The following is a 24,955-nucleotide window of genomic DNA, read 5'->3' on the forward strand; positions in this document are numbered from 1 at the left end:
CCTGGCCCTACGGTCAGGACCATGACGACGCTCCCCTCCCCCGCCGCACCCCCGGAACACCGAGACTGGCGGGCCACCGCCGCCGCCTGCACCACCGTGGTGCTGTGGGCCTCCGCCTTCGTCTCCATCCGCAGCGCGGGCGAGGCCTACTCCCCCGGCGCACTGGCTCTCGGACGGCTGCTGGCCGGATCCCTGGCACTCGGCACCCTCCTGCTCCTGAGGCGGGAGGGGCTGCCGCCGCGGGCCGCCTGGCCGGGGATCCTCTGGTCCGGGCTGCTGTGGTTCGGCCTGTACATGGTGGTGCTCAACTGGGGTGAGCAGCAGGTGGACGCCGGCACCGCCGCGATGGTGGTGAACATCGGGCCCCTGCTGATCGCCCTGCTCGGCGCCCGGCTGCTCGGCGAGGGGCTGCCGCGCCGGCTGCTGCTGGGCATGGGCGTGTCCTTCGCGGGTGCCGCGGTGGTGGGGCTCTCCATGTCGGGACACGGGAGCTCATCGGTGCTGGGTGTGCTGCTCTGCCTGCTGGCTGCGGTGGCGTACGCGGGCGGAGTCGTCGGCCAGAAGCCTGCGCTGCGGCACGGCTCGGCGCTCCAGATCACCACGTTCGGCTGCCTGGTCGGCACCGTGGCGTGTCTGCCGTTCGCCGGAGCGCTGGTCTCGGACGCGGCCGACGCACCCTTGCCGGCCACCCTGAACATGGTCTATCTGGGGATCTTCCCGACCGCGCTGGCCTTCACCACCTGGGCCTACGCGCTCGCCCGCACCACGGCGGGACGGATGGGCGCCACCACCTACGCGGTGCCCGCGCTCGTGGTGCTGATGTCGTGGCTGCTGCTGGACGAGGTGCCCGCGCTGCTCACCGTCGGCGGCGGACTGCTCTGCCTGGCCGGGGTGGCGGTCTCCCGGAAGCGTCCGCAGACTGGTGCGACGCGGAGGAATCCGGCCCCGCAGGTGGAAGGACCCTCTCATGACACGGAGCGCCAAGCAGCGGACCGGCCGTAAGAAGGCGAAGGCGGCCGACGGCCCGATTCTGGTGACGCCCGAGGGCCGGGCGCGTGACGCCTGGCGCGAGGACTATCCGTACACCACCAAGCTCGGCCGCAAGGCGTACGACAAGTCCAAGCGCGCCCTGCAGATCGAGCTGCTGAAGCTCCAGCACTGGGTCAAGGAGCACGACGAACGGCTCGTCATCCTCTTCGAGGGGCGGGACGCCGCCGGCAAGGGCGGCACCATCAAGCGGTTCACCGAACACCTCAATCCCCGTGGTGCGCGGGTGGTGGCACTGGAGACGCCCACCGAACGCGAGCGCTCCCAGTGGTACTTCCAGCGGTACGTGGCGCATCTGCCGGCGGCCGGCGAGATCGTGATGTTCGACCGGTCCTGGTACAACCGGGCCGGCGTGGAGCGGGTGATGGGGTTCTGCTCGACCCCCGAGTACCTCGAATTCATGCACCAGGCCCCGGGGTTCGAGCGGATGCTCGCCCGCGACGGCATCCACCTGGTGAAGTTCTGGTTCTCCGTCTCGCGCAACGAGCAGCGCAACCGGTTCATGAGCCGGCAGACCGATCCGGTGCGGCAGTGGAAGCTGAGCCCGGTCGACCTGGCATCGCTCGACAAGTGGGACGCGTACACCGAGGCCAAGGAGCTGATGCTCTTCCACACGGACACGGCGGACGCTCCGTGGACCGTGGTGAAGAGCAACGACAAGAAGCGGGCCCGGCTGGAGGCGATCCGGCACGTCCTGCACCGCTTCGACTACCCGGACAAGGACGCGACGGTGGCCGGGGAGCCGGACCCACTGATCGTGGGCCCGGCCTCCCGGCTCTTCGAGCAGGGCGAGATGGAGGCCCGGCTGCTCACCACAGGACGCTCGGAGGCTTCCGCCGGGAGTTAGAAGACCACCAGGGCCCGGCCGCCCTTGCCGGCGATCATGTTGTCGAAGGCCGCCGGAATGCCGTCCAGCGCGATCCGTTCGGTGACCATCATCGAGAGGTCGAAGCGGCCCGCCCGGATGTGGTCGGCCAGCACCGGCAGATCGCGGGCCGGGTCGCTGTTGCCGTACACACAGCCCGTCAGGGACCTGCCCCAGTGGAAGATCTCCAGGGCGTTGAACGTCACCTGCTGGTCCTTGCCCCCGATGCCGACGACCGTGGTGCGGCCGCCACGGCGGGTGGACTCCCAGGCGGCGCGGATGGTGGCGGCCCGGCCGACGCACTCGACGGCCACGTCCGCGCCCTGGCCTCCGGTGAGCCCCCGGATCTCGCGGGGCGTGGTGGCGGAGGCGATCACGTAGTCCGTGGCACCCGCCCGGCGCGCCAGTTCCTCCTTCTCCGGGGAGACGTCCACCGCGACGATCTTCGAGGCGCCCGCGATCCGGGCGGCCTGGAGCACGGCGAGGCCGACGCCGCCGATGCCGAACACGACGACGGACTCGCCCTCGCGGACCTGGGCGCTGTGGTGGACCGCCCCGTACCCGGTCAGTACCGCGCAGCCGAGCAGGGCCGCGTCGGTGAGCGGGATGCCGTCCGGAGCGGGCAGGACGCAGTTCGCGGCGACCACGGTCTCCTGCGCGAAGGCGGCGACGTTCAGTCCCGGGTGCAGCTCGGTGCCGTCGGCGGTGCGGGCGTGGATGTTCGCCGCCCCGGCCAGGGCGTTGGTGCAGAGCCAGACCTCGCCGATGCCGCAGTGATGACAGCTGCCGCAGGACGGCGCCCAGTTGAGGACGACGCCGTCGCCCGGGGCGAGGTTGCTGACGCCCTCGCCCAACGAGACGACGGTACCCGCGCCCTCGTGGCCGAGGACGGCGGGGACGGGCAGCCGCATGGTGCCGTTGGACAGCGAGAGGTCGGAGTGGCAGACCCCGGCAGCGGCGAGACGGACGCGGACCTGGCCGGGGCCGGGCTCGGGCAGGGTGATGTCGGTGATCTCCAGCGGAGCTCCGACGGCGGACAGTACGGCGGCGCGGACCACGGACTGGCTCCTTGCTGATCGGGGACGCGGACTCGGACGGCGGTTCAGAACTGGAGGGACTTGGTCTGGAGGTACTCGGAGAGGCCGTGCTCACCGAGTTCGCGCCCGACGCCGGACTGCTTGTAACCGCCGAAGGGTGCGAGCGGATTGAAGCGGCCGCCGTTGATGTCGACCTGACCGGTGTCCATCCGGCGGGCGAAGGCGACGGCCTCCTCGTCGTCTGCGGCCCAGACGGCGCCCGCCAGCCCGTACACCGTGCCGTTGGCGATGCGCAGCGCGTCCGCCTCGTCCTCGTACTTCAGGATCGAGACGACCGGGCCGAAGATCTCCTCCTGGGCGATGGTCATCTCCGGGGTGACGTCGGCGAACACCGTGGGGCTGACGTAGTACCCGGTGGCGAGCGGCGCCTCGGGGCCGCCGGCCACGACGCGGGCGCCCTCCTCGATGCCCTTCTCGATGTAGCCGCGCACCCGGGCCTGCTGCTTGGCGTTGACGAGCGGACCGACCCGCTCACCGGGTACGTACTTGGCGACGGCCGCGGCGGCGAGGTCGACGGCTTCCTCGTACCGCTCGGCGTCCACCAGCATCCGGGTCCAGGCGCTGCACGTCTGGCCGGAGTTGGACATCACGTTGGCGATGCCGACGTTGACCGCCTTGGCCAGATCGGCCGAGGGCAGGATGACGTTGGCGGACTTGCCGCCGAGCTCCAGCGCGACGCGCTTGATCGCGCCGCCCGCCGTGGCGCCGATCTGCCTGCCGACCGCGGTGGAGCCGGTGAAGGAGACCAGGTCCACGTCCTCGTGCTCGGCGAGTGCCTGTCCGGCGACCGGGCCGAGGCCGGTGACCAGGTTGAAGACACCGGCGGGCAGCCCTGCCTCCTCGGTGGCCTCGGCGAAGAGCTGCCCGGTGAGCGGGGTGTCCTCGGCGGGCTTGAGGACGACCGTGCAGCCGGCGGCGAGTGCGGGGGCGACCTTGGCGACGATCTGGTGCAGCGGGTAGTTCCACGGGGTGATCGCGCCGACCACGCCGACGGGCTCCAGGAACACGGTGGAGTTCCCGTGGCGCTCCTCGAAGGCGTAGGTCGCGGCCAGTTCGGCGTACGAACCGGCGACCAGCACCGGCACGCCCGCGTGCACCGTCTGCGACATCGGCAGCGGCGAGCCCAGTTCGGCGGTGACCGTCCCGGCGATCTCGTCCTTGCGGGCGGCCAGCACATCACGCAGGGCGCCGATCCGGGCCGCACGCTCGGCGGCCGGGGTCGCGGCCCAGTCGGGGAACGCGGCGCGGGCGGCACGTACCGCGGCGTCGACGTCCTCGGCCGTGCCCGCGGGGACGTGGGCGATGACCTGCTCGTCCGCCGGGTTCACCACCGCGATGGTGTCCGTTCCGGCGGCGGGCCGCCATGCGCCGCCGATGTACATACCGTCATGGGCCTTCATGGCTGTTCCTCCCGGACGCGGTGACGGACGAGGTCGTCCGCGTCCCAAACTAGCGCTGTTAGTTTTCAGGCGCCAGAGACGCCCGTCACGCCGGCCCCGGCGATCCGCCGGTGTTCGCCCGGCGGGCCGGTAACTCCCCAGTAGCGGGCCCCGCCTAACGTCCGGTGACGGCTCGCCCCCGCCCGTGTCAACCGCGACCGCGGACCAGGGCGGGGCCGCTCGCCCCGCCCCGACGGCACGACGCCCTCTCCGCCCTCCCGGCCACCGCCGACACGTTCATCGGCCCCGAGCCGGAACAAGGGCATCGGGGCGGGGTATCGCACCCCTCCGGGTACCGCCCGGGGGGCTGCGGGATGTCCGAATCCGCGCGTTACAGTGGCGCCCTGATGGGCACAGACGCGACGAACGGCACACACACCGTCCCACCGCTGCTGCGTCTGCACCTTTTCGGCGGGTTCCGGGTGACTCGCGACGGAGGGCCCCCGCTTGCCGAGCGGTGGCCCCGGCCGAGCGCCCGCGCTCTGGTCAAGCTCCTCGCCGTCTCCCCCGGTCACAGCCTCCACCGCGAGCAGGCGATGGAGATCTGCTGGCCCGACGCCGATCCGCAGGCCGCGATCGGCAGCCTCCGGGTCGCACTGCACGCCGCCCGCCGCGCCATCGAGCCCGAGCTCGCCCCCCGTTCCTCCTCGTCCTATCTCGCCGGCGAGGGCACCCTGCTGCGGCTCGAGCCGCAGACCGTCGTGATCGACGCGGACGAGGCGGAGGCGCTGGCCGAACGCGCTCTGGCCGGTGGCAGCACCGCGCAGCTCGCCGCAGCGCTCGCCGCGTTCACCGGCGAGGTGCTGCCCGAGGACCGCTATGCCGCGTGGGCCGAGGCCCGGCGCACCGAGATCACCGCACTGCGCGACCGGGTGCGGCTGGCGCTGGCCGAGGCCCATCTCGCGGACGACGAGAACGAACTGTCGACCGAGGTGGCGCTGCGCGCCCTGGCCGCCGCCCCGGCGGAGGAGCGGGCCCACCGGGTCGTCATCGAGGCGTATCTGCGCCAGGGGCTGCGCCGGCAGGCGGTGCGCCAGTACCACCTGTGCCGGGAGGCGCTCGACGCCGAACTCGGTGTACGGCCGGGAGCTGCGACCGAGCGGCTGCACCTGCTCGCGCTGGACGCCACCACGAACGTGCTGCCCGCCTCCGCGTCCCCGGTCCTGCCCGCCGCGATCCGCACCCCGGCGGGTGCCCCGCTGCGCGGCCGGGACAAGGCCCTGCGGGCCCTGCTCTCCGACGAGGGCCCGCCGGTGCGACTGATCGGCGGCGAGGCCGGGGTGGGCAAGACCCGGCTGACGACCGAAGCGGCGAGGGCGGCCGCCGCGGCCGGCACGACGGTTCTGTGGGGCGCGGGCCACGACGCGGAGGGCCACACCCCGTACGGCGTCTTCGTGGAGGCACTGGACGCGTGGCTGGCCGACCGGCCACCGGTGGAGCGGGCCCGGATCGGCGGCGAGTATCCCGAACTCGCCGCGCTCCTGCCGTCACTGGGGCAGATCGGGGCCGGCCGGGAACGCAGCCCCGAGGAGGAGCGCGACCGGTTCTTCCGGGCCACGGCCGGACTGCTGGGTGACCTCGCGGCGGGCGCGCCGGTCCTGATGGTCCTGGACGACCTGCATGCGGCGGACGCCGGTTCGTACCAGCTGCTGAGCCATCTGGCCCGGCGGGCAGCGACCACCGGTGCGGGGTGGCGCTTCGTGGTCACCTACCGCGCGGAGGAGTTCGACGCGGACGACCCGCGCCGCACCGCTCTGGAGACCCTGGTGCGCGGGCAGCTCGCCGAGCCGGTCGAGCTGGGGCGACTGGACCGGGACCAGTGCCTGGCGGTCGCCCGGGACGCGGGGGCCGTGACCGGTCTCGACCGGGTGTGGGAACTGTCCCTGGGCAATCCGCTCTTCGCCCTGGAACTGGCCCGTACGGTCCACGAGGGCACGGACCCGGACGCCCCGGGCGCGCCGGAGGGCGTGCGCCAGCTGGTGGCCGCACGGCTGGCCCGGCTGGGTCCGGCGGCCCGGCGGGTGGTAGAGGCGATCTCCGTGACCGGCGGCGGCGCGGCCCTCACCGAAATCCTCGACGTGGCCGGGCAGGGGCTGTACCCGCCGCTTTCGCCGGCCGAGGCGGCCGACGCCGTGGACGCGGCGGTGACGGCCTCGGTCGTGACCGAACGGCCGGTGATGGTGGGCGGCAGGTCGCTGCCCGGTCTCGCCTTCCGCCATCCGCTGGTCCGGCTGACCTGCTACGACGGCCTGTCCACGGCCAGGCGCCGCCAGCTGCACTCGGCCTACGCGGAGGCGGTGCTGCGCCACCGCCCCGACGCGGTCGACACCCTGGCCACCCAGCTGACCCGGGCCGACGACCCGCGGGCGACGGGCTATCTGCGCCAGGCCGCCGAACGCGCTGCGGCGCTCTGCGCCAACGACACGGCGGACCGCTACTACGCCGAGCTGACGGCCCGGCTGGACGCGTCTGCCGCCGACGCGGCTCGGGCCCGGATTGACCGGGGGGCCGTGCTGCGCCGGATGGCCCGCTACCAGGACGCCGCCACCGTACTGCGCGAGGCGCTCGACGACATGGTGCGGCGGGGCGACGAGGACGGACAGGTGCTGGCCGCTGCCCGGCTGAGCGATGTCCTGATGAAGTACTGCGGGACCGAGGAGGGTGAGGAGCTGCTCCGAACCTACCGGCCCGGCCCGCACACCCCCGCGCTGGCCGTGGCGACCCACCATCTGGCGGCCGGCAGCCTGCGGTTCGTGGCCGGACGGTACGACGAGGCCCGCGCCTCGGCCCGTATCGCACAGGAGGCCGCGGACACCGTCGCGGGCGGTGAGCGCAGGGGGCTGCTGGCCCGGTCCCTGGGGATGCAGGCGACCTCGCTCGCCCTCGCCGGCCGGTTCGACCTGGCCCGGCCCGCGGCGGAGCGGGCGCTGCCGCACGCGGAGGCGTACGGGGACCAGGACCTCCTGGTCACCACGCTCTCGGTGCTGCGCGAGCACGCCCGCAGATCGGGCCGGCTCGGCGAGGCCGTCTCCATCGGGCAGCGGGCACTGAAGCTCGCCGAGCACACCGGCGATCCGACAGCGGTCGCCTTCGAACGCGCCAATCTCGCCGAACTCCATCTGCTGCTGCGAGAGTTCGCCGAGGCGCAGGAACACGCACAGGCCGCCGCGCAGGAAGGCGAGTCGCATCGCAGCTGGTGCACCCCTTATGCACTCGCGGCGCTGGCCCGCGTCCGGATCCGGACCGGCGAGGCAGGCGCCGGAGAGCTGCTGGAGCGGGCCGGTGAGGCGGCCGAGGCGCAGGCGGACCGGCAGGCACTGCACGAGGTTCGGGCAGCACACGCCGAACTCCTGGTCCGCGACGGCGCTCCGGCCGAGGCCCTCGCCCTGCTGGCCGAGGACAGCGGCCCCGGCACCGCCCATCTGGTGGCGTGGGCGGAGCTGTACTCGGGCAGCCCGGAGGCGGCGGTCCGGCGCGCTGCCGAGGAGACGGCGCGCGCGGAACAGGTCGGCGAGCGGCTCGCCGAGACCGAGGCGCGCACGGTGCTCGGGGCCGCGCTCGCGGCGATCGGCCGGCCGGACGCGGCCCGCGAGGAGCTGGACCGGGCGGCGAACCTCGCGGCCGAACTCCCTTATCCGGCGGGAGCGTTCCGCGTGGTGCGGGCACGCGAGGCAGCGGGTCCGTCCGTCGGCTGAGACGCGGCCACCGGACGGACCCGGTCCGACCGGCCCTACACCTCCAGGCCCGGCACGTCCTTCGGCAGCGGGCAGATCCGGCGCCCCTGGTGGTCGAAGACGTACAGGTGCGCCAGGTCGACCAGGAGCGGAACCTGGCCCCCGGTGCGCAGCCGCATGTCGGGACCGGTGCGCACGACGAGGTCGCTGGACGTGACCGCGGGGCGGTCGGGGCTGCGCACGCCCTGCGGGAGCGGCTCGAATCCCGGTTCGTCGAGGACCGCGACGGCTGCGCCGGCCTGTCCGGTGGCGCGCTCCTTGAGCCGTTCCAGGACGCCGGCCCCGCCCCCGGCCCCGCGGCGCCTGCGCTGGGTGCCACGGTCCGGGCGGGCCGATTCCAGGTCCGGCACCACGGCGGGCTGCGACCCTGTGTTGAGGTGGACCAGCGCCTCGTGTCCCTGGTACTCGACGTGCTCGACGATGCCGCTGAGGGCGACCTCACCGGGGCGGGCCTGGCTGGGCGGGGCGATCCGGACCGCCTCGGAGCGCAGCCCGACGATGATGCGCCGGCCCTGCTGGATGCGGAGCAACTGATGGTCGGGGCTGAGCGGTTCGGGCAGCGGGAGGCGCTGGCGGCCGAGGTCGATCGACATCCGCCCTTCCAGGGGTGCGTGCACGACGGCCTGCAGCAGGTTGATCCGCGGGGTGCCGATGAACGCGGCGACGAACACGTTCTCCGGCAACGAGTACACCTCGCGCGGCGGGCTGACCTGCTGGAGCACTCCCCCGCGCATCACGGCGACCCGGTGGCCCAGCGACATGGCCTCGGCCTGGTCGTGCGTCACGTAGACCGTGGTGACGCCGAGTTCCTTGGTCAGCTGGGATATCTCGGCCCGCAGGTGGTTGCGGAGCTTCGCATCGAGGTTGGAGAGCGGCTCGTCCATCAGGAAGGCCGAGGGCTGACGCGATATCGCCCGGCCCATCGCGACCCGCTGGCGCTCCCCGCCGGAGAGCTGACCGGGGAAACGGTCCAGGACGCTCTCGATGCCGAGCATCCTGGCCGTGTTCTCGATGCGCTCGTTGTGGTCCTGGCGCGGGTTCTCCAGCTTCAGCGGGAAACCGATGTTGGCGCGGTTGGTCATGGTCGGGTAGAGCGCGAAGTTCTGGAAGACCATGGCCATGCCGCGTTCGCGGGGTGTCAGGTGATTGGCCGGTTCGCCGTCGAGCAGGACCTCGCCCTCGGTGACGTCCTCCAGGCCGGCGATCATGCGGAGCACGGTCGACTTGCCGCACCCCGAAGGGCCCAGCAGGACGACGAACTCGCCCGGGTCGATGGAGAGCGAGAGGCGGTCCACGGCGCGCGAGGAGCGTCCGTAGGCCTTGCTTACGTTGCTGAGAGTGATGGCGCGAGTCATGTGGTTCCGCCCGGGAGGATGAAGGTGGAGCGGTGGGGAGCGGCAGCAGTGGCCTGAAATTAGCCCACTGCGCCGGGTGAGGGTAGACAACTGTGCCTATTTCTTTCAGTGGTTGCGTGGCATTGTCGGTGAATATGCTGATGCGGTGAAGCTCTGTAGCCGTTGTCGCCGCCTCGCGGGGGTGAGCGCGTGAAGAAGTTCGCGCCGCAACTGGGCTTCCCCGTCCTGGCGCACAAGCTTGCCCTGGATCCAAATGCCACGGCCATGTGCGGTCTGCATTCGCATGCGGGTGCTGCGCGGGCTGCGTACAACTGGGCTGTTGCTCATGCAACTGCTGTGTGGTGGCAGCGCAGGGCCGAGCAGTCGTACGGGATTCCGGAGGAGGAGCTGACTCCGTGGCGGTCATGGTCACTGCCCGCGCTGCGCAAGGCGTTCAACGAGGGCAAGCGCACTGACCCGCGTTTCGCCGGGTGGTGGGAGGAGGACTCCAAGGAGGCCTACAACACAGGGGATGGGCCGTAACCGGCGGCTGTGATGACCTGTACGCCGATACCGGTGAACGCCTTGGTCGGGATGCCGACGACGCGGACCTGCTTGAGCTTTTTGATCTCATCCAGCAGCGAGTTGAGGCTGACGTTGCCCGGATGGGCCTTGATGTCGGAGAGCACCGACTCCACGTCGTCCTCGTCCTCACCGCCGTCGCTGTCCACCCTTTCGGTGTCGGGGTCGTCATCCTGGGCGCCGTCGTCGGTCGGGTCGGTGAAGACCAGCGCGTCCAGCCGACGGGGACAGTCCTCCACTCGCGCGAGCCGTGCGGCGACCTCGGCGACGGCCCGCTCGTCGGCCTGGTGCAGCGCGGACCGGATGAGCGTGTCGATCTGGGCCGCTGTCGGCGGCTCGATCAGGTCCACGTGCATCTGCCGCAGCAGCTCGGCACGCACCTGTTCCTCGCGGCGTTCGTCGTGCCAGATCACATCCACCAGGTGCGAGACGAGCTTGACCTGGTCGGTCCTGGTGCACTCGTGCCACCCGGTCAGATCCCGCAGTTCGCTGCGGTGCCGTTTCGCGGCGCGGGAGGTGAAGTCGTAGAACCCCAGCTCGGACGCGGTGACGCCCACCTGTTTGGCGACGTGCTCGACCGCGTCAGGCGGCAGCTCCAGGCGCATCTCGGGAAACCGACCGTGCCAGGTCAAATACTTGAGCTGGACGGCGAAGCCCAGCCTCGTGGCCCCGGTCTTGTTCCGTAACCAGCCCACCTCGTCGCCGGACAGGGTGAAGTGGTCCACCACCCCGTCCAGACCCAGATCCCGCCCCACTCCACAGCCCCTTCCGTCACCCCCGTGATCAGCGTTCGGGCTGGACGGTAGAGGCGTCGCTGTACAGCGGACGCGGATATCCGCGAAGCGGCCCGGCCAAGCGGGCGGACCTGATACGCGTACCGGCTGCCGTGCCGTGTTGCGCACGTCTGCGTCCGGGTCAGTGGCCCTGGGCGAGTTTGTCCAGCTCAGCGAAGAGCCGCCCCGGGGCGACGTACGCACGGGTCATCGCTGCCCTGGGAGCTCAGGCCAAACAGGGTGGCATCGAGCAGGCGTGCACCACCTGGGACCGCGCGATCGACATTATGGCCGGGGTCAAGTCCACCGGGACCTCAAAGCGGTCCGCGCCCTGCGCTCAGACCTGCGCCCGCGAGCTCGACGAGCGCGCTCGCGTCTTCCTCGCCCACCACCGCTGAGGCCCTCTCGCCTTACGGCGCAGGTACGGCACCGATCTGCTGCATCACCCCGAGGAGGTCAGGCTGTCCCCGTTCGCCGACGATCCGGCCGTCGGCCAGATAGTAGAAGTTCATGGCCTGCACCGAGATCTTGTTGCCGCTCGCCGGGATCCCGAAGAATTCACCGTCGTGGGTTCCCCGCATGGTGAACCGCGCGGCCACCGTGTCGCCTTCGGTGACCGTCTCCTCCAGCGTCCACTGGACGTCCGGGAAGGCGCTGCGCATCATCCCGAGGACCTCCATGTAACCCTCGGGCCCCCGCAGCGGTTCCGGGTGACTCGGCGCGTGGAACACCGCGTCCGGAGAAATGACCTCGCGGGCGAGACCCTCGTCGCCCGTGTTGATGAACTCGACGAAGCGGTTCATCACTGACTCGCTGGACTGCGGCGGCATCTTGCTGGGCCTCTCCGAAGACGGTGGGTGGATGCCTGAGAGCCTAACATCGAAACGATGTTTACATCGATTCGATGCAGTCGTGCGAGGATGGACTCATGCTCGAACTCGCGATACTCGGTTTCCTGGCCGAGGCCCCCTTGCCCGGACACGAGCTACGCCGCCGCGTCTCACAGCTGACCGGCTACACGCGGCCGGTCAGCGACGGCAGCCTGTATCCGGCGATCAACCGTCTGACCAAGGCGGGCTTGATCGAGCGGCGCGCCGACCCGGCCGCGGGGGCGGCCCGGTACGTGCTCAGCCTGACAGCGGCCGGGCGGGCCGACATGCTGCAGCGTCTACGCAAGCCCGCTGACCACGAGATCACCGACTTCACCCGGTTCTACATCGTCCTGGCATTCCTCTCCCACCTGCCGGACATGGCCGAACAGCACGCGGTGCTGCGCAGACGGCTGGAGTTCCTGGAAGAACCGGCGAGCTTCTTCTACGACAATGACCGGCCCCTGCGTGCCGAGGAGATCGCCGACCCCTACCGGCGCGGCATGCTGCTCACCGCCCGCGCCACCAGCCGCGCCGAACGGACCTGGCTGCGCGAGGCCCTCGGCGAGAATCCGCCCGCGCTCGACACCACGGTCACCGACAGCGACCCCCATGCTCCCGCTGCTCCCGCGAGCTGACCGCCCACGGAGGTACCTCCATGCTTGCTTCCTGGTACGACGACCAGGGACCCGCCGCCGATGTCCTGCACGTCGGCGAACTCCCTGATCCCATCCCCGGACCCGGTGAGGTCCGCGTCCGTGTCACCGTCTCGGGCGTCAACCCCGGCGACACCAAGAAACGGCGCGGCTGGCTCGGCTCGACGATGCCCTTTCAGCGCGTGATCCCGCACAGCGACGCCGCCGGGGTCGTCGACACCGTCGGAGCAGGCGTCGACGCACGCCGCATCGGGCAGCGGGTGTGGGTATACGGCGCCCAGTCCTACCGACCCTTCGGCACCGCCGCCCAGTACACCGTCGTCCCCACCGACCTGACCGCTCCCCTGCCCGACCACCTCGCCGACGAGCTCGGGGCGAGCCTTGGCATCCCCGGCATCACCGCCCCACCGCACCGTATTCGCCGACGGCCCGGTCGACGGGAAGCTCGTCCTGGTGCACGGTGTGCTCGGCGGGGTCGGCTCCCTGGCCGCCCAGCTCGCTCACTGGGCAGGGGCCACCGTGCTCGCCACCGTCCGCCGCGGGGAGGACCTGCACCGCATCGACCCCTCCGTGGTGTCTCACGCCGTCGCCCTCGACTCCGACGACCCGGCGGCGGAGATCCGCACGTACGCACCCAAGGGAGTCCACCGCATCGTCGAGGCGTCCCTGTCCGACAACGCCGACCTGGACTGCGCCGTTGCTGCGAACGACGCGGTCATCACCGCCTACGCCACCCGCGCCGACCGGACGGAGATCCCCTTCTGGCCGCTGTTGTTCAACAACGTCACCCTCCGCCTGCTCGGCAGCGACGACTTCCCCGCCGCGGCCAGAAGGCAGGCCGCCCGCGACCTCACTGCCGCAGCCGCCGTCGGCGCCCTCACGGTGGACATCGGCGACCGTTTCCCGCTGGAGGAGATCGCCAAGGCACACGACCGCGTCGACGCCGGCGGCCGCGGCCGCACCCTGGTCACCATCCCCCAGCGATCCAGCTGAGACAGCGACGGCCGACAGTGCTCCTCGGCGAATACCTCACTGCGGCCACCATCACAGGCACCGCAGTCCTGCTCACGGCCGTCGCCGGCCTCGCGTTCGCCGAATCACGGCTGAATCCCGCCTGAATACCGTGAGGTGAAATAGGGCGCGTGCGGTGCGCAGGCGTAAGAGTCCCTGCGCACCGCACCACCGGGCCGACCCCGGCCGCGCAGCCGCCGCTGGCACCGCCAGGATCCCCAACCCCCACGCCGCCGGTCGCTCTCGCCTGACCTCTACCGCGAGAACCGGCACGCCCTGCGGGCGCGTATGAATGACCATCTGTGCGAGTTCTGCGAGAGCCCCCGAGCGTGATCCGTTTCCGCAGGTCGCCGTTCGCAGAAGTCCTCTCAGAACCCGGGCGTTATGCGAGACACTTCTGACACACTGATCGCGTGGACCTGACGCCAGATCAAGCCGCGAACGCGTGAGAAGGCAACGACTGCCCCAAGTGCGAAGTACCCGCCGGGAGTGCCTGCCGAACGCGCGGCGGGAAGACCGCGACGAAGTACCACACCCCGCGCTTCGTCCTCATCACCGCACTGCGCGAGGAGCTCGAAGTCCTCGTCCCCGCCGACCGTTCGCCCGGCCACCCCTGGAAGAAGGGGCCCGCACCCGCCGCGGTCCCCGCGCAGCGCACCGCGAAGCCGATCCGCATCGGGTACGCCAGGACATCCACGGCCCGCCAGGAACTGGCGAGCCAGCTCGAAGCCCTGCACGCGGCCGACTGCCACAAGGTCTTCTCCGAGCAGATCAGCACCCGCATCAAGGTGCGGCCCGAGCTGGAGGCCGCGCTCAAGCTCGCCCACCAGTTCAAGGAGGCCGCCCCCGACACCCGGGTCATCTTCACCGTCCACGAGCTCAAGCGGCTGGCAAGGAACGCGGCCGAGCTGATGACGCTGTCCGGCGCGCTCCAGGCCGGCGGCATCCAGCTCGATGCGAAGAAGCTCACCATCAAGACCGGCAAGAACAAGGACAAGCACCCCTCGGTCGCCTCGCTGTACCGGGCGTTCGCCGAGGCCGAGCAGGAGACGACCGCGTGACCGCACCAGGAGCCGGAACCCTCGTGCCCCCGAAGGCAGGGCCAAGGGCCAGGCACCTTCGATCCAAAAGCTACTGGCGGGCTACTTGTCACGTGGTTCGCAGCTCGTTAGCGGCACCCCGGGTACGCCCGGTTCCGGAACCGGGCGCCGGCGCGGTGTGCGGCCGTCCTTGCCCCGTGCGCCCAGGCCCGCCGCCGCGACCAGCAGCGCACCGAGCATGACGAACGGCGCCGCGGTACCCGCCACTCCGGCGACGAGCCCGGCGGCCGCGGGGGTGGCCACCTGGCCGAGCCGGTTGCCGGTCAGCCGCAGGGCGAGCGCGGTGGAGCGCGCGGCCGCCGGGGCGGCCTGGACGACGGTGGTCATCGACAGGGGCTGGCCGGCCCCGAGGCAGAAGCCGAGGACGGTGAGCATCAGGGCCAGCGCCCAGACGGGGACGGGCAGCGCGAGGCCGGCGCAGAGCACTCCGGCCAGCAGACAGGTGGAGGCGAGCAGGGCGGCCCTGCCCAGCACCCGGAGCATCGGGGTCATCACCAGCCGGCAGGCGATGGTGGCGGCGGCGCGCAGGCTCAGCAGCAGGCCGACCGTGGCGGGGGCGATGCCGCGGTGTTCCCCGACGACCGGCAGATACGCGGTGAGGATGTCGGTCGCGGAGAGCACGGCGAGGCTGATGAAGATCCCGGCGGGAACACCGCGGGCGCGCAGAATGCTGCCGACGGGCACCTTGGCGGCCGGACCCCTGCCGCGGTGCGCGGGGGCGGTCCGGTGCTCGATGCGCCAGAGCGAGGTGAAGGAGACGGCGGCGACGGCCGCCGAGACCAGCAGGGCGAGGGCGCTGGTGCGGCCCATCGCGCCGTCGCGCTCGGAGATCAGGTAACCGGCGGCGATCGGGCCGACGAGCTGGCCGAGGGAGGCGCCGATGGTGAAGTGGCCGAAGTTGCGGTCCTGTTCGGCCGGGGCGGACTGGCGGGCGACGATCGACTGGGCGCCGATCACGAAGCAGAGGTGGCCGAGCCCCATGACCCCGCTCCAGGCCGCCATCGCGGTCAGCGAGTCCGCCCGGCCGCTGAGGGCGCAGCCCCCTGCGATCAGGACGACGCCGAGCGGCAGCAGCGGTGCGCATCTGCCGTGGTCCGTCCGGCGCCCCAGCGGGACGGCGGCGAAGAGCGGGAGGAGCGCGTACACCCCGGTGATGACGCCGATCGCACGCTCGTCCGCACCCAGCGCCAGGGCCCGGTAGGAGACGGCGGGCCGCGCCATCGACACCGCCCCCTGCGCGAAGGCGAAGGCGATGACGAGGCGCAGCAGCCAGCTCCGGCCGGGCCCGGTGGTGTCGGTCATGGTCAGAGCGTCCGGGGATTGGGGGGTGGGTGAAGGAGCGGGGCTGGGTGCGTGCAGCTGCAAGGCGGAGGATTGAGGCATGACGGAGTCATGGTGATTGACGACAACGCGGCAGATGCGCGTGACCGGCCCCGCAACGCCGCCCCCCAATCCCCGGACGCTCTTAGATGATCCCGAACAGGAGTCCGGCGCAGAGCACCACCAGCGAGGTGAGCGCAGCCCATTTGACGGTGAAGCGGGTGTGGTCGCCGAACTCGACCTTGGCCATGCCGACGAGGACGTAGACGGCGGGCACCAGCGGGGACGACATGTGCAGGGGCTGGCCGACCAGGGAGGCGCGGGCGATCTCCAGCGGCGAGACACCGTGCGCGGCACCGGCCTCGGCGAGTACGGGCACGACGCCGAAGTAGAAGCCGTCGTTGGACATGAAGTACGTGAGCGGGATGCTCAGCACGCCGGTGACGAGGGCCATGTGCGGTCCCATGCCGTCCGGGATGGCGCCGACAAGCCAGTCGGCCATGTGGTCGACCATGCCGGTGCCGGTGAGCACGCCGGTGAAGACGGCGGCGGCGAAGACCATGCCGGAGACGTTGAGGACGTTGTCGGCGTGGGCCGCGATCCGGGCACGCTGGTCGGGCATGTGGGGGAAGTTGACCGTGAGGGCGAGAGCAGCGCCGAGGAGGAAGAGCACCGGGATCGGCATCAGTTCCATGATCATCGCGGTGAGCAGGGCGATGGTGAGACCCGCGTTGAACCAGTAGAGCTTCGGCCGCAGGGTGGCGCGGTGGGGGTCGAGGCCCTTGAAGCCCTCGTCGCCCGCCGCGTCCTCCTCCGCCGCTTCGTCGTCGGGTGCCGCGTTGCCCGTACCGGCTCCGCCGGTGCCCTTGCGCAGGGGGTCGCCGCCGCCGCCCGCGGTGACGAGAACCGTCTCGGATTCCGTGACCGTGCCGGTGGCCAGGGCCTCGTCGAGGGTGAGGGTTCCGAGCCGCTTGCGCTCACGCCGGCCAAGGACCACGGCCAGGAGGATCACCGCGAGCAGTCCGACGCCGAGCGCCGGGATCATGGGGACGAAGATGTCGCCCGCGTCCAGCTTCAGCGCGGTGGCGGCGCGGGCCGTGGGACCGCCCCAGGGGAGGGTGTTCATGACACCGTTCGCCGTGGCGGCGACCCCGGTCATCACGACCAGGCTCATCTTCAGGCGCTTGTAGAGCGGATACATCGCCGAGACGGTGATCATGAAGGTGGTGGAGCCGTCACCGTCCAGCGAGACGATCGCGGCGAGCACCGCCGTACCGACGACGATGCGCATCGGGTCGGCCTTGCAGAAGCGCAGGATGCCCCGGACGATCGGGTCGAAGAGCCCGACGTCGATCATCACGCCGAAGTAGACGATCGCGAACATCAGCATGGCGGCGGTCGGCGCCAGATTGCCGACGCCTTCGATGACGTAGTCGCCGAGATGGGCGCCCTTCCCCACGGCTACGCAGAAGAGTGCGGGGATCAGGACGAGCGCCGCGATCGGCGACATCTTCTTCATCATGATCAGGACCAGGAAGGTCGCAATCATGGCAAAGCCGAGGATTGTCAGCATATGGATACCTATCGTTCACCCTTGAACTCCCACCGGAGCCGGCGGTGCGGATGACGTTAGGGCGCACCACATGGCGTTAACAAGACGTTGACATGCGAGCAATACGAGCAAAACCCCAGGTCAACGCGAGGGTGTCACGGTGACGGGGATTCCGTTGAGCACGGCGGTGCCGGAGAGCGGGTCGAGGCGGCTGCCGTCGAGGAGCTGGTTGACGTTGACGCCGGGCTGCTCGGCGGCGACGGACATCCTGGTGCCGGGGCGGTTGTGCCCCCAGCCGTGCGGGAGGCTCACCACGCCGGTCCGCACGCCGTCGGTGACCTCGACCGGGACCGTCAGTTCACCGCCGTCCGCGGTGACCCTGGCGGATGCGCCGTCGGCCAGTCCGATGCGTGCCGCGTCCTCGGGGTGCACGTGGAGGGTGCACACGTTCGACCCTCCGCGGAGCGCGGCGACGTTGTGCAGCCAGCTGTTGTTGGAGCGCAGATGGCGGCGGCCGATGAGGACGAGGGCGTCGGGGTCGCCTCGCCCGTCGAGGGCGCGGCGCAGCCTGGGCAGATCGGCGGCGATCGGGGCGGGGAACAGCTCGATGCGTCCGCTGCGGGTGGTGAGGACCTCAGGAACGCGGGGAGCGAGGGGGCCGAGGTCGATGCCGTGCGGGTGGGCGAGCAGCCGCTCCAGGCTCAGGCCGTCGGGGTCGGTACCGAAGCCCTCGCCGTACGGGCCGAGGCGGAGCATCAGGTCGAGGCGCCGCTCCGCCCCGGTACGGCCGGTGAGCGCGGCGGAGACGTCGGCGGGGGTACGGCCGTGCACGGGCGAGAGCGGGTCGGCGACCGCCTTGCCGAGAGCCCGGTCGATGACCATGACGTCCACGGCGTCCGGCTCCGCGCCGTGCATCCCGGAGACGGCGAGGACGAGCCGGGCGAGGATCTCGCCCTCGTCCATCCGTTCGGCGTCCAGGGGCACGGCGGGGCGGGTGTAGCGGACCTGGTTGCGTACGGCCAGGGTGTTGAACGCGAAGTCGAAGTGGCCGCTCTGCGAGGGCGGCGGCGGGGGCAGCACCACATCCGCGTGGCGGGAGGTCTCGTTGAGATAGGGGTCGACGCTCACCATGAAGTCGAGCCCGTCGGCCAGTGCGGCGTCGAGCCGGTCGCCGTCGGGAGCGGAGAGCACGGGGTTGGCGGCCAGGACGATCAGGGCGCGGATCCGCCCCTCGCCCGGCGTCCCGATCTCCTCTGCCAGTGCGGAGATCGGCAGTTCCCCCTTGGCCTCGGGGTGGCCGGAGACGCGGCTCGCCCAGCGGCCGAGGGCGAACCCCTTGCCGGGGGCGGCGGGGCGCGGGGCGCGGGCGGTCGCGGAGAGCGGGAAGAGGGCGCCGCCGGGACGGTCGAGGTTGCCGGTGAGGACGTTGAGGACGTCGACGAGCCAGCTGGCGAGGGTGCCGTGTTCGACGGTGCAGCTGCCGATACGGCCGTACACGGCGGCAGTGGGGGCGGCCGCTAGGTCCCGGGCGAGGGTACGGATGGTCGCGGCGTCCACGTCACAGGCCGCGGCGACTGCCTCCGGCGTGAAGTCACCCAGCGCGTGGGCGACTTCGTCGATCCCCTCGACATGGTCCGCGAGCACGCCGGGGTCGGTGAGCTTCTCCTCGAAGAGGACGTGCGCCATGGCGGCGAGCAGGAGGGCGTCGGTGCCGGGCCGGATGGCCACGTGCCGGTCGGCGAGGCGTGCGGTGCGGGTGCGGCGCGGGTCGACGACGGTGAGGCTGCCGCCGCGGCGTCGCAGCGCCTTGAGCTTGCCGGGGAAGTCGGGGGCGGTGCACAGGCTGCCGTTGGATTCGAGCGGGTTGGCGCCCAGCATCAGCACATGGTCGGTGCGGTCGAGGTCGGGCACCGGGATGGCGTTCGGGTCACCGAAGAGCAGTCCGCTGGAGACGTGCTTGGGCATCTGGTCCAGGGTGCTCGCGGTGAACAGCGCCCGGGTCCGCAGGGCCGCGAGCAGTGCGGGCGGATAGAGGGCGCCGGCCATCGTGTGCACATTGGGGTTGCCGAGAACGACGCCGACGGCCTGCGGCCCGTGTTCCTGTGCGATGGCCGGCAGGGCGCGGGCTATCGCATCGAACGCCTCGCCCCAGCTCGCCTCCGTCAGCACGCCGTCCCTGCGGACGAGAGGGGCGCGCAGCCGGTCGGGGTCCTCGTCGAGTCCGCCGATCGACGCACCCTTGGGGCAGATGAACCCCTTGCTGAACACGTCCTCCCGGTCACCGCGGGCGCCGGTGACCCTGGTCCCCTCGATGGTGAGGGTGAGCCCGCAGGTGGCTTCACAGAGGGGACAGATGCGCAGGGCGGTACGGGAGCTGCTGGGGTCGTGCGACATGGGCCCTCCCGGGCGGCGGCAGCGGTGGCGCGCGGACATGACCAAGCACAGCCGAGCATACCGACCGGTACGCACGGTGGGGAGGTGCAGGGGCGGGCAGTTGTCCCGGAGTCCGGCCTCCCTCAGTCCAGGACCCGCGCGAGGTAGGCCTGGAGCAGCACACGGGTCTCGGCGACGATCGCCCGGTCGCCGGACGGGTCGGTGCGGAAGGCGAGTTGGAGCAGTGCGTCGGCGGCCTCCACACAGACCAGGATGGAGCGCAGGAGGTCCTCGTCGGGGTCGCGCTCCAGATGACCGGAGAGCAGTTCCGCGAGCCGCCCCGCGACGCGTTGGTTGGCGTCGTCGGCCGGGTCCTCGTCGGGCCCGGGGGCACCGAAGTCGATGAGGGAGAAGCCCGGGACGGAGCTCTTCATCGCCAGGTACTCGTCGAGCACGGCGTCGATGGCGCGGCGCCAGTCGGCGGCCGGGATGGCGGCCAGCCGGGCGGTGATCCGCTCGGCGTAGCTGTCCAGGTTGCGGCGGGCGAGGGCATCGGCCAGCGCCCGCTTGTTGGAGAAGAACCGGTAGACGGAGCCGATGGGCACCTCGGCACGTACGGCCACGGCCCGGGTGGAGAGCTGTTCGTAGCCACTCTCGTCGAGGAGTTCGGCACAGGCGTCGAGTATCCGGGCGAGGCGCTCGGCGCTGCGCTGCTGCACGGGGGCGCGGCGGAGGTTCGTGTTCGCATGGGGCACGGGTTCCATGATGCCGTGGGCCTCCTCGGCCGGGGGCGGGGGTCCGTACCCGGTCTCAGGATCCGCCGGGGGCGAAGGGCGGCTCCGCCCCCGGCTCAGGCGATGAGCAGCGCCAGTCCGCCGATCGTGTACGCGACCATCAGGACAAGGAGCGGAAGCTGGCCGACGACGGCGCGGCCGGGCGGGAAGAGCCGGACGGAGCGGTCGTGGGCGGCGACGACGCCGAGGACGTGGCCGAGAACGATCGCGACGACCTGGAGCGTGGCGATTCCGCCCGGCCCCAGGACCGGTTCGGGCGGTGCGGGATTGTCAGTGCCGAGTGCCACCATGACGGTACGTGGACCTTCGGTGACGAAGAGTGTGAAGTAGTGGGCGACGAGATAGCCGAGGGCGATCGGGACCAGGGAGTGCGCGAAGGCGGTGAGGGGGTGCGGCAGTTGACCGGAGAGGAGCCGGGTGGCACCGGCACAGAGGGCGTAGAGGGCGGCGACGAGGGCGACGGCGCCCAGGAGGCCGAGCGTGGCGGTGGTGGTACGGCCCAGGGCCGAGGTCTGGACGGTCGTGATCCAGGAGGGCGCGTCGGAGAAGCCGTCATAGGCGGTGGAGCCGAGCATCACGCAGACGGTGGCGACGAGCCCGGGGAGCTGGGGCGTGGCGTCGAGTCCGTTGAACGGGGAGCGCAGGACGAGGCGGCGGTCGGCGGCGCGGCGGCCGACCGGGGAGAGCCGGGCGAGGAGGCCCGAGTAGGCCTCGAAGGCATCGGCGTGGTCGAACCAGCGGGCCCCGTGCAGGGCGGCCCCCGCGAGTTGGGCGGCAGTGTAGAGGGCGAGGAAGAGCAGCAGGGCGGCGGATGAGGCGGGGTCGGGGGCGACGAGTTCGAGCCAGGTGAAGGCGAGGAGCCCGGCGGCGGCGGGCCACATCCCCAGGCGTGGGGGCAGGGGGCGGCCGGCGGCCGGGTCGCGTCCGAGTGCGCGGCAGCCGAGGAGATGGAGGGTGCGCAGCGGGTTGAGCAGCCGCCAGACGGGCCCGAGCAGCAGCGAGGCCGGGACGAGCCCGACCCAGAGGAGTACGTAGACGGCGCCGGGGGCCGGGTTGCGGTCCGGGTCGGCCGGACCGAGGAGGAGGTGCAGTACGACCAGGAGCGCGGCGGCCAGGCCGAGCGCGCGGGCCGCGATGCGGGTGCGGCGGGCGTCGGCCACGCGCTGGACGGCGGCCGGCAGCGGGTGGCCCGCCCGGTCGCCGCGGAACCGGGAGGCGGACCAGAGCAGGCCGAGCGCGAGAAAGGAGACGAAGAGCGCGGCGAAGGCTCCGGCGAAGGCGTAGAAGGGCGAGAGGGGCAGGTCGTGCTGGGCGCCGATGCCGTGGGCGAGGACGCTCACTGCACGGGGGTCGTCGAGTGCCGTCACCGTACGACGAGTTGGGTCAGGAGCAGGTCGGACTCATGCGTCTCGACCTCGAAGAGCCCAGTGCGGTCGGCGGTGAAGGTGAGAGTGACGGTCCGGCCGGCGGGCAGCCGTGCCTCCTTGTCGTAGCCGTGTACGTGAAGGGTGTCGGCGCGGTCGCTGCGGACCTTCAGGCGAACGGTCCGGCCCTTCTTGACCTCCGTGCGCCCGGGGGCGGGACTGACCTTGCCGTCGCGGACGGTGATCTCCACGGTGGCGCCGGGGGTGGGCACGGGGCGGGTCGCCGAAGTGGCCCCGCCGAGCGTGGCGGTGGCCTGGACCGGAGCGGAACCGACGGCCCACGCGGTGTGGTCGTCGGCGTAGAGACGGGCCGTGAGCCGGGTGCCGCCCCCGGCGCCGCGCAGGAGCGACTCCGGGAGGTGGAACCAGGCGCCGTAGACACGGGCGAGGGAGTGGCCGTCGAGGAAGAGGCGGGCGTGGCCGCGCCCCAGGAGTGCGGCGCCGCCGACGCTGTCCGGGGTGAACCGGAAGTTCCGTACCGAGAGGTGGACGTTCCAGCCGTCCTCCGAGTCCGGCCGCACGGTCAGGGCCACCCCGGGCGCGCCCTGGGCGTCGACCTGGCGCAGCCGGTGCCCGGAGCCGTCGTCCGCGGTCAGGAGCCGGCCGTTGCTGCCGGTGGCCTGCTCATGGCTGGTACCCGGCTTGTGGTGGGTGGTGGCCCGCCCTCCGCAGGCACTCGCGCCGAGCAGGAGGACGGCGGCGAGCAGCGAGAGGACGACGCGGCGGCCGGTCCGCCGGGCCGGAGCGGCCGGGCCCGGGAGCCCGGCCGATGCGATCGCCGTCGCAGTCGCAGTCGCAGTCGCAGTCGCCGTCGCCGTCGCAGTCGCCTGCACCGGGTGCCGCTTCACGACGGTTCTCCGTCCTGGGCGGTGACCGGTGACGTGGGCGAGGCCGGCGCGGATGCGCTCTCCGACTCCGACGCGCGTTCCGCACCGGTGTCCGAGGCCGGCTCCGCTCCCGGGGCCGGCTCCGGTGCCGCCTTCGCGCGCTCGCCGTGGCGGGCGGCGGCCACCACGGCCCACACCACCCACACCAGGCCGAGCAGCCCCCGCACCCAGGCCGGACTCAGCGGGATCCAGGGGATCATGAACACGCCCTTGTCCAGCGCGTCGAGCAGCGTCAGGCCGCCCAGCACCACCGTGACCCAGCCCAGCCCCGGCCGCTCCCGTCGCAGCACCAGCCCGATGCCCGTCCACCAGAGCCCGGTCAGCAGCAGCGCGAGGGCGGGCACGTACGAGGAGGCGAGGCCCATGGTCGAGCCGGCCACGTCCAGACCGAGGCCGATGAGGCCGAGGACCGTGGCGGCCGTGGCGAGCCGGCTGGACCGCAGCCTGCGCCACCACAGCACCCCGCCGACCAGCACCAGCACCACCGCGATGCCGAGGGCCGCCTGCACCTCGATGCGCTCGATGCCGCGTGCCCCGTACCAGTCACAGCCGGCCGGCAGCCTGCGTGCCTGCACGTTGTAGTCGGCGCAGACCAGCAGTTGGGCGAGCTTGACGGGCTCGCCCACCAGCCGGTCGGTGCTGCCGGTGACGTCACCCCGAGCGGACCCGCACGCGGGCAGGGAGCGCGGCGTGGAGGCACCCGTGTCCGACTGCCAGCAGTTGCCCGCCCCCTGACCGTCCCACCACACGTCGGTTCCGTTGGGGCGCGAGCGGCCCTGCTTGTCCGTGCCGAGGTGGTTGTTCGCGTACCGGTTGTGGTGCGAGGTGTCGGTCTGCTTGCCGAGCGCGTCCTCGCCGCGGATGAAGGCGGGTACGGCGCTGAGGAAGAAGGCCGCACGCTTGTGCCCGTAGACCCAGTTGTTCTCGTAGAGGTTCCAGTTGCCGCCAGCGGTGATGATGCCGGTGCCCGGCGGCATGGAGATCTGCGGGCAGACCACCCCGTCCTCGTAACCGCGCTCGACGGGCGGCTTGGCACACGTGCCGTCCGCGACGTACGGGTAGTAGTCGGCGTTGTTGTCGTGGATCAGGTTGCGCTCGAAGCGGGCGTGGTTCTGCGGCAGGCCGGGGTGTCCGGGGAAGGCGCTGTCCATCGAGGCGCCACCCATGTTGTGGTCGAACTCGTTGTCGTGGACATAGACCGAGTCACCCGCGGTGCCGGAGTAGCCGACCATGTTGTGGTGGCTGTGGCAGCCGGTGATCTCGATCGAGTAGCGCGGCACCTTGTAGCCGTACGCGTCGTTGATGTTCGACGCGCTGCCCGGGTAGATGCCGGAGTCGCCGTTGCCGTACGACTCGCAGTTCTTGTACAGGCCGTGGTCGCTCGCGAAGGTCAGGAAGCCGTACTCGTCGTTCCACCGGGTCAGGACGTCGTCGATGACGAAACCGTCCTGGGCCAGGATGTACAGCGAGTTGAACGTCGTGCGCTGGGCGGTGAAGTTCTTGAAGTAGACGCCGTCGGAGCCGTCCGCCCGGACCGCGTTGAGCTTCTGGTACTTGGCGTCGATGACGACGTCCGTACGCGCGGCGCCGGTGCCCTCGATCTGGAGGTCCTTCTTGCCGAGGATCGCCACCAGGTTCTGGTTGTGCGGGCACTTCGCCTGCTGCTCGTAGCTCAGGATCTGGTAGCCGAGCTGAGAGTTGGGCGCCTTCAGCCGGGCGCACTCCCCCTTCGGCGCCGGCAGCGAGGGCTCCTCCTCGTAGAGGCCGGGCAGGACCGCGATGTTCTTCCCGGGCCCGGTGACGGCATCGACGGCCTGCTGGAGATGGCGGTAGCCGGACTTCTGGCACCGGTCGAAGAGCGTCAGGTTCCTGGTCCGCAGGGCGTCCGGGAATCCCGATATCCGGCGCTCGAAGTCGGCCCGGTCGCTCTTGCAGACCAGAAGGTCGGGCCCGCCGGTGCGGTACACCGGGACGCTGCCGGTGCCGTCGGGCAGGGTGACGGGCCGTTCCTCGTGCGCCTGGGCGGCCGGCCCCGCGAGAAGGGCGGCCGCGAGCGCCGCCAGAACCACCAGAAGCTTTCGTGTCCACGACATGAGCC

19 protein-coding genes and 1 pseudogene are annotated in these 24,955 nt (G+C 71.8%); 8 read left to right on the forward strand and 12 right to left on the reverse strand.

The window, feature by feature from the left end:
- The first annotated feature begins 21 nt into the window (after positions 1-21).
- Positions 22-1,002 carry a DMT family transporter gene (locus tag SH922_RS07705; protein ID WP_393056280.1) on the forward strand — a complete coding sequence of 327 codons (981 nt, stop codon included), beginning with the start codon at positions 22-24 and terminating at the stop codon, positions 1,000-1,002.
- On the forward strand, positions 968-1,894 hold the full coding sequence (gene ppk2 / locus SH922_RS07710; RefSeq protein ID WP_393056282.1) for a polyphosphate kinase 2: 927 nt from the start codon (positions 968-970) through the stop codon (positions 1,892-1,894). The genes SH922_RS07705 and ppk2 overlap by 35 nt, the downstream gene beginning before the upstream one ends.
- Here the strand turns inward: ppk2 and SH922_RS07715 are convergent.
- Both SH922_RS07715 and SH922_RS07720 read right to left on the reverse strand, forming a co-directional pair.
- Positions 1,891-2,970, reverse strand: coding sequence for a Zn-dependent alcohol dehydrogenase (locus SH922_RS07715; RefSeq protein ID WP_393056284.1), 1,080 nt, complete (start codon positions 2,968-2,970; stop codon positions 1,891-1,893). The genes ppk2 and SH922_RS07715 overlap by 4 nt on opposite strands.
- A 44-nt stretch (positions 2,971-3,014) precedes the next feature.
- Positions 3,015-4,409: an aldehyde dehydrogenase family protein gene (locus SH922_RS07720; RefSeq protein WP_393056286.1), complete on the reverse strand. Its 1,395-nt coding sequence runs from the start codon at positions 4,407-4,409 to the stop codon at positions 3,015-3,017.
- Between the two features lie 386 nt (positions 4,410-4,795).
- Here SH922_RS07720 and SH922_RS07725 point away from each other — a divergent pair, with 386 nt between their 5' ends.
- The gene (locus SH922_RS07725) at positions 4,796-8,143 is read left to right on the forward strand and encodes an ATP-binding protein (RefSeq protein WP_393056288.1); all 3,348 of its coding nucleotides are present in this window, start codon (positions 4,796-4,798) and stop codon (positions 8,141-8,143) included.
- 35 nt (positions 8,144-8,178) lie between these two features.
- Here the strand turns inward: SH922_RS07725 and SH922_RS07730 are convergent, their stop codons facing one another.
- Positions 8,179-9,537: an ABC transporter ATP-binding protein gene (locus SH922_RS07730; protein ID WP_393056290.1), complete on the reverse strand. Its 1,359-nt coding sequence runs from the start codon at positions 9,535-9,537 to the stop codon at positions 8,179-8,181.
- A gap of 189 nt (positions 9,538-9,726) precedes the next feature.
- On the opposite strand from SH922_RS07730, the gene SH922_RS07735 reads away from it, so the two are divergent.
- Complete coding sequence (locus SH922_RS07735; protein ID WP_393056292.1) at positions 9,727-10,059, forward strand: helix-turn-helix domain-containing protein; 333 nt, start codon at positions 9,727-9,729, stop codon at positions 10,057-10,059.
- Here the strand turns inward: SH922_RS07735 and SH922_RS07740 are convergent.
- The gene (locus SH922_RS07740) at positions 10,035-10,853 is read right to left on the reverse strand and encodes a DUF4158 domain-containing protein (protein WP_393056294.1); all 819 of its coding nucleotides are present in this window, start codon (positions 10,851-10,853) and stop codon (positions 10,035-10,037) included. The two genes, SH922_RS07735 and SH922_RS07740, sit on opposite strands and share 25 nt — an antisense overlap.
- 179 nt (positions 10,854-11,032) lie before the next feature.
- On the opposite strand from SH922_RS07740, the gene SH922_RS07745 reads away from it, so the two are divergent.
- Positions 11,033-11,269, forward strand: a complete 237-nt coding sequence (locus SH922_RS07745) for a hypothetical protein (RefSeq protein WP_393056296.1) — start codon at positions 11,033-11,035, stop codon at positions 11,267-11,269.
- 12 nt (positions 11,270-11,281) lie between these two features.
- Here SH922_RS07745 and SH922_RS07750 read toward each other — a convergent pair whose 3' ends face one another.
- Positions 11,282-11,674, reverse strand: a complete 393-nt coding sequence (locus tag SH922_RS07750; RefSeq protein WP_393056298.1) for an ester cyclase — start codon at positions 11,672-11,674, stop codon at positions 11,282-11,284.
- Between the two features lie 125 nt (positions 11,675-11,799).
- On the opposite strand from SH922_RS07750, the gene SH922_RS07755 reads away from it, so the two are divergent.
- From SH922_RS07755 to SH922_RS07765, 3 genes and pseudogenes are all read left to right on the forward strand, one after another.
- Complete coding sequence (locus tag SH922_RS07755) at positions 11,800-12,378, forward strand: PadR family transcriptional regulator (RefSeq protein ID WP_393056300.1); 579 nt, start codon at positions 11,800-11,802, stop codon at positions 12,376-12,378.
- A 20-nt stretch (positions 12,379-12,398) separates the two neighbouring features.
- Positions 12,399-13,389 (forward strand): annotated as a pseudogene (locus SH922_RS07760) (NADPH:quinone reductase).
- A 692-nt stretch (positions 13,390-14,081) separates the two neighbouring features.
- On the forward strand, positions 14,082-14,468 hold the full coding sequence (locus SH922_RS07765; protein ID WP_393063484.1) for a recombinase family protein: 387 nt from the start codon (positions 14,082-14,084) through the stop codon (positions 14,466-14,468).
- 81 nt (positions 14,469-14,549) lie between these two features.
- Here the strand turns inward: SH922_RS07765 and SH922_RS07770 are convergent, their stop codons facing one another.
- The 7 genes from SH922_RS07770 to SH922_RS07800 all read right to left on the reverse strand — a co-directional run bounded on the left by SH922_RS07770 (position 14,550) and on the right by SH922_RS07800 (position 24,950).
- Entirely contained in the window at positions 14,550-15,809 is a 1,260-nt protein-coding gene (locus SH922_RS07770; RefSeq protein ID WP_393056302.1) for an MFS transporter, read from the reverse strand.
- Positions 15,810-15,972: 163 nt separating this feature from the next.
- On the reverse strand, positions 15,973-17,400 hold the full coding sequence (locus tag SH922_RS07775) for a CitMHS family transporter (protein ID WP_393056304.1): 1,428 nt from the start codon (positions 17,398-17,400) through the stop codon (positions 15,973-15,975).
- 120 nt (positions 17,401-17,520) lie between these two features.
- Positions 17,521-19,773, reverse strand: a complete 2,253-nt coding sequence (locus tag SH922_RS07780) for a molybdopterin-dependent oxidoreductase (protein ID WP_393056306.1) — start codon at positions 19,771-19,773, stop codon at positions 17,521-17,523.
- 122 nt (positions 19,774-19,895) lie between these two features.
- Positions 19,896-20,516, reverse strand: coding sequence for a TetR family transcriptional regulator (locus tag SH922_RS07785; RefSeq protein WP_393056308.1), 621 nt, complete (start codon positions 20,514-20,516; stop codon positions 19,896-19,898).
- An 86-nt stretch (positions 20,517-20,602) separates the two neighbouring features.
- The gene (locus SH922_RS07790; RefSeq protein ID WP_393056311.1) at positions 20,603-21,913 is read right to left on the reverse strand and encodes a hypothetical protein; all 1,311 of its coding nucleotides are present in this window, start codon (positions 21,911-21,913) and stop codon (positions 20,603-20,605) included.
- Positions 21,910-22,677, reverse strand: a complete 768-nt coding sequence (locus SH922_RS07795) for a hypothetical protein (RefSeq protein ID WP_393063485.1) — start codon at positions 22,675-22,677, stop codon at positions 21,910-21,912. The genes SH922_RS07790 and SH922_RS07795 overlap by 4 nt, the downstream gene beginning before the upstream one ends.
- Positions 22,678-22,814: 137 nt before the next feature.
- On the reverse strand, positions 22,815-24,950 hold the full coding sequence (locus SH922_RS07800; protein WP_393056313.1) for a right-handed parallel beta-helix repeat-containing protein: 2,136 nt from the start codon (positions 24,948-24,950) through the stop codon (positions 22,815-22,817).
- Positions 24,951-24,955: the final 5 nt, after the last annotated feature.

Origin of the sequence: Streptomyces sp. LN549 (assembly GCF_043203805.1) — a bacterium.
Lineage (GTDB): Bacteria > Actinomycetota > Actinomycetes > Streptomycetales > Streptomycetaceae > Streptomyces.

Excerpts from the sequence above, each read along its gene's own strand:
- SH922_RS07730 (WP_393056290.1), bottom strand. The coding sequence starts at position 9,537 with ATGACTCGCGCCATCACTCTCAGCAACGTAAGCAAGGCCTACGGACGC.
- SH922_RS07725 (WP_393056288.1), top strand. The coding sequence starts at position 4,796 with ATGGGCACAGACGCGACGAACGGCACACACACCGTCCCACCGCTGCTG.
- SH922_RS07750 (WP_393056298.1), bottom strand. The coding sequence starts at position 11,674 with ATGAACCGCTTCGTCGAGTTCATCAACACGGGCGACGAGGGTCTCGCC.
- SH922_RS07720 (WP_393056286.1), bottom strand. The coding sequence starts at position 4,409 with ATGAAGGCCCATGACGGTATGTACATCGGCGGCGCATGGCGGCCCGCC.
- SH922_RS07705 (WP_393056280.1), top strand. The coding sequence starts at position 22 with ATGACGACGCTCCCCTCCCCCGCCGCACCCCCGGAACACCGAGACTGG.
- ppk2 (WP_393056282.1), top strand. The coding sequence starts at position 968 with ATGACACGGAGCGCCAAGCAGCGGACCGGCCGTAAGAAGGCGAAGGCG.
- SH922_RS07780 (WP_393056306.1), bottom strand. The coding sequence starts at position 19,773 with ATGTCGCACGACCCCAGCAGCTCCCGTACCGCCCTGCGCATCTGTCCC.
- SH922_RS07800 (WP_393056313.1), bottom strand. The coding sequence starts at position 24,950 with ATGTCGTGGACACGAAAGCTTCTGGTGGTTCTGGCGGCGCTCGCGGCC.
- SH922_RS07785 (WP_393056308.1), bottom strand. The coding sequence starts at position 20,516 with ATGGAACCCGTGCCCCATGCGAACACGAACCTCCGCCGCGCCCCCGTG.
- SH922_RS07770 (WP_393056302.1), bottom strand. The coding sequence starts at position 15,809 with ATGACCGACACCACCGGGCCCGGCCGGAGCTGGCTGCTGCGCCTCGTC.
- SH922_RS07755 (WP_393056300.1), top strand. The coding sequence starts at position 11,800 with ATGCTCGAACTCGCGATACTCGGTTTCCTGGCCGAGGCCCCCTTGCCC.
- SH922_RS07775 (WP_393056304.1), bottom strand. The coding sequence starts at position 17,400 with ATGCTGACAATCCTCGGCTTTGCCATGATTGCGACCTTCCTGGTCCTG.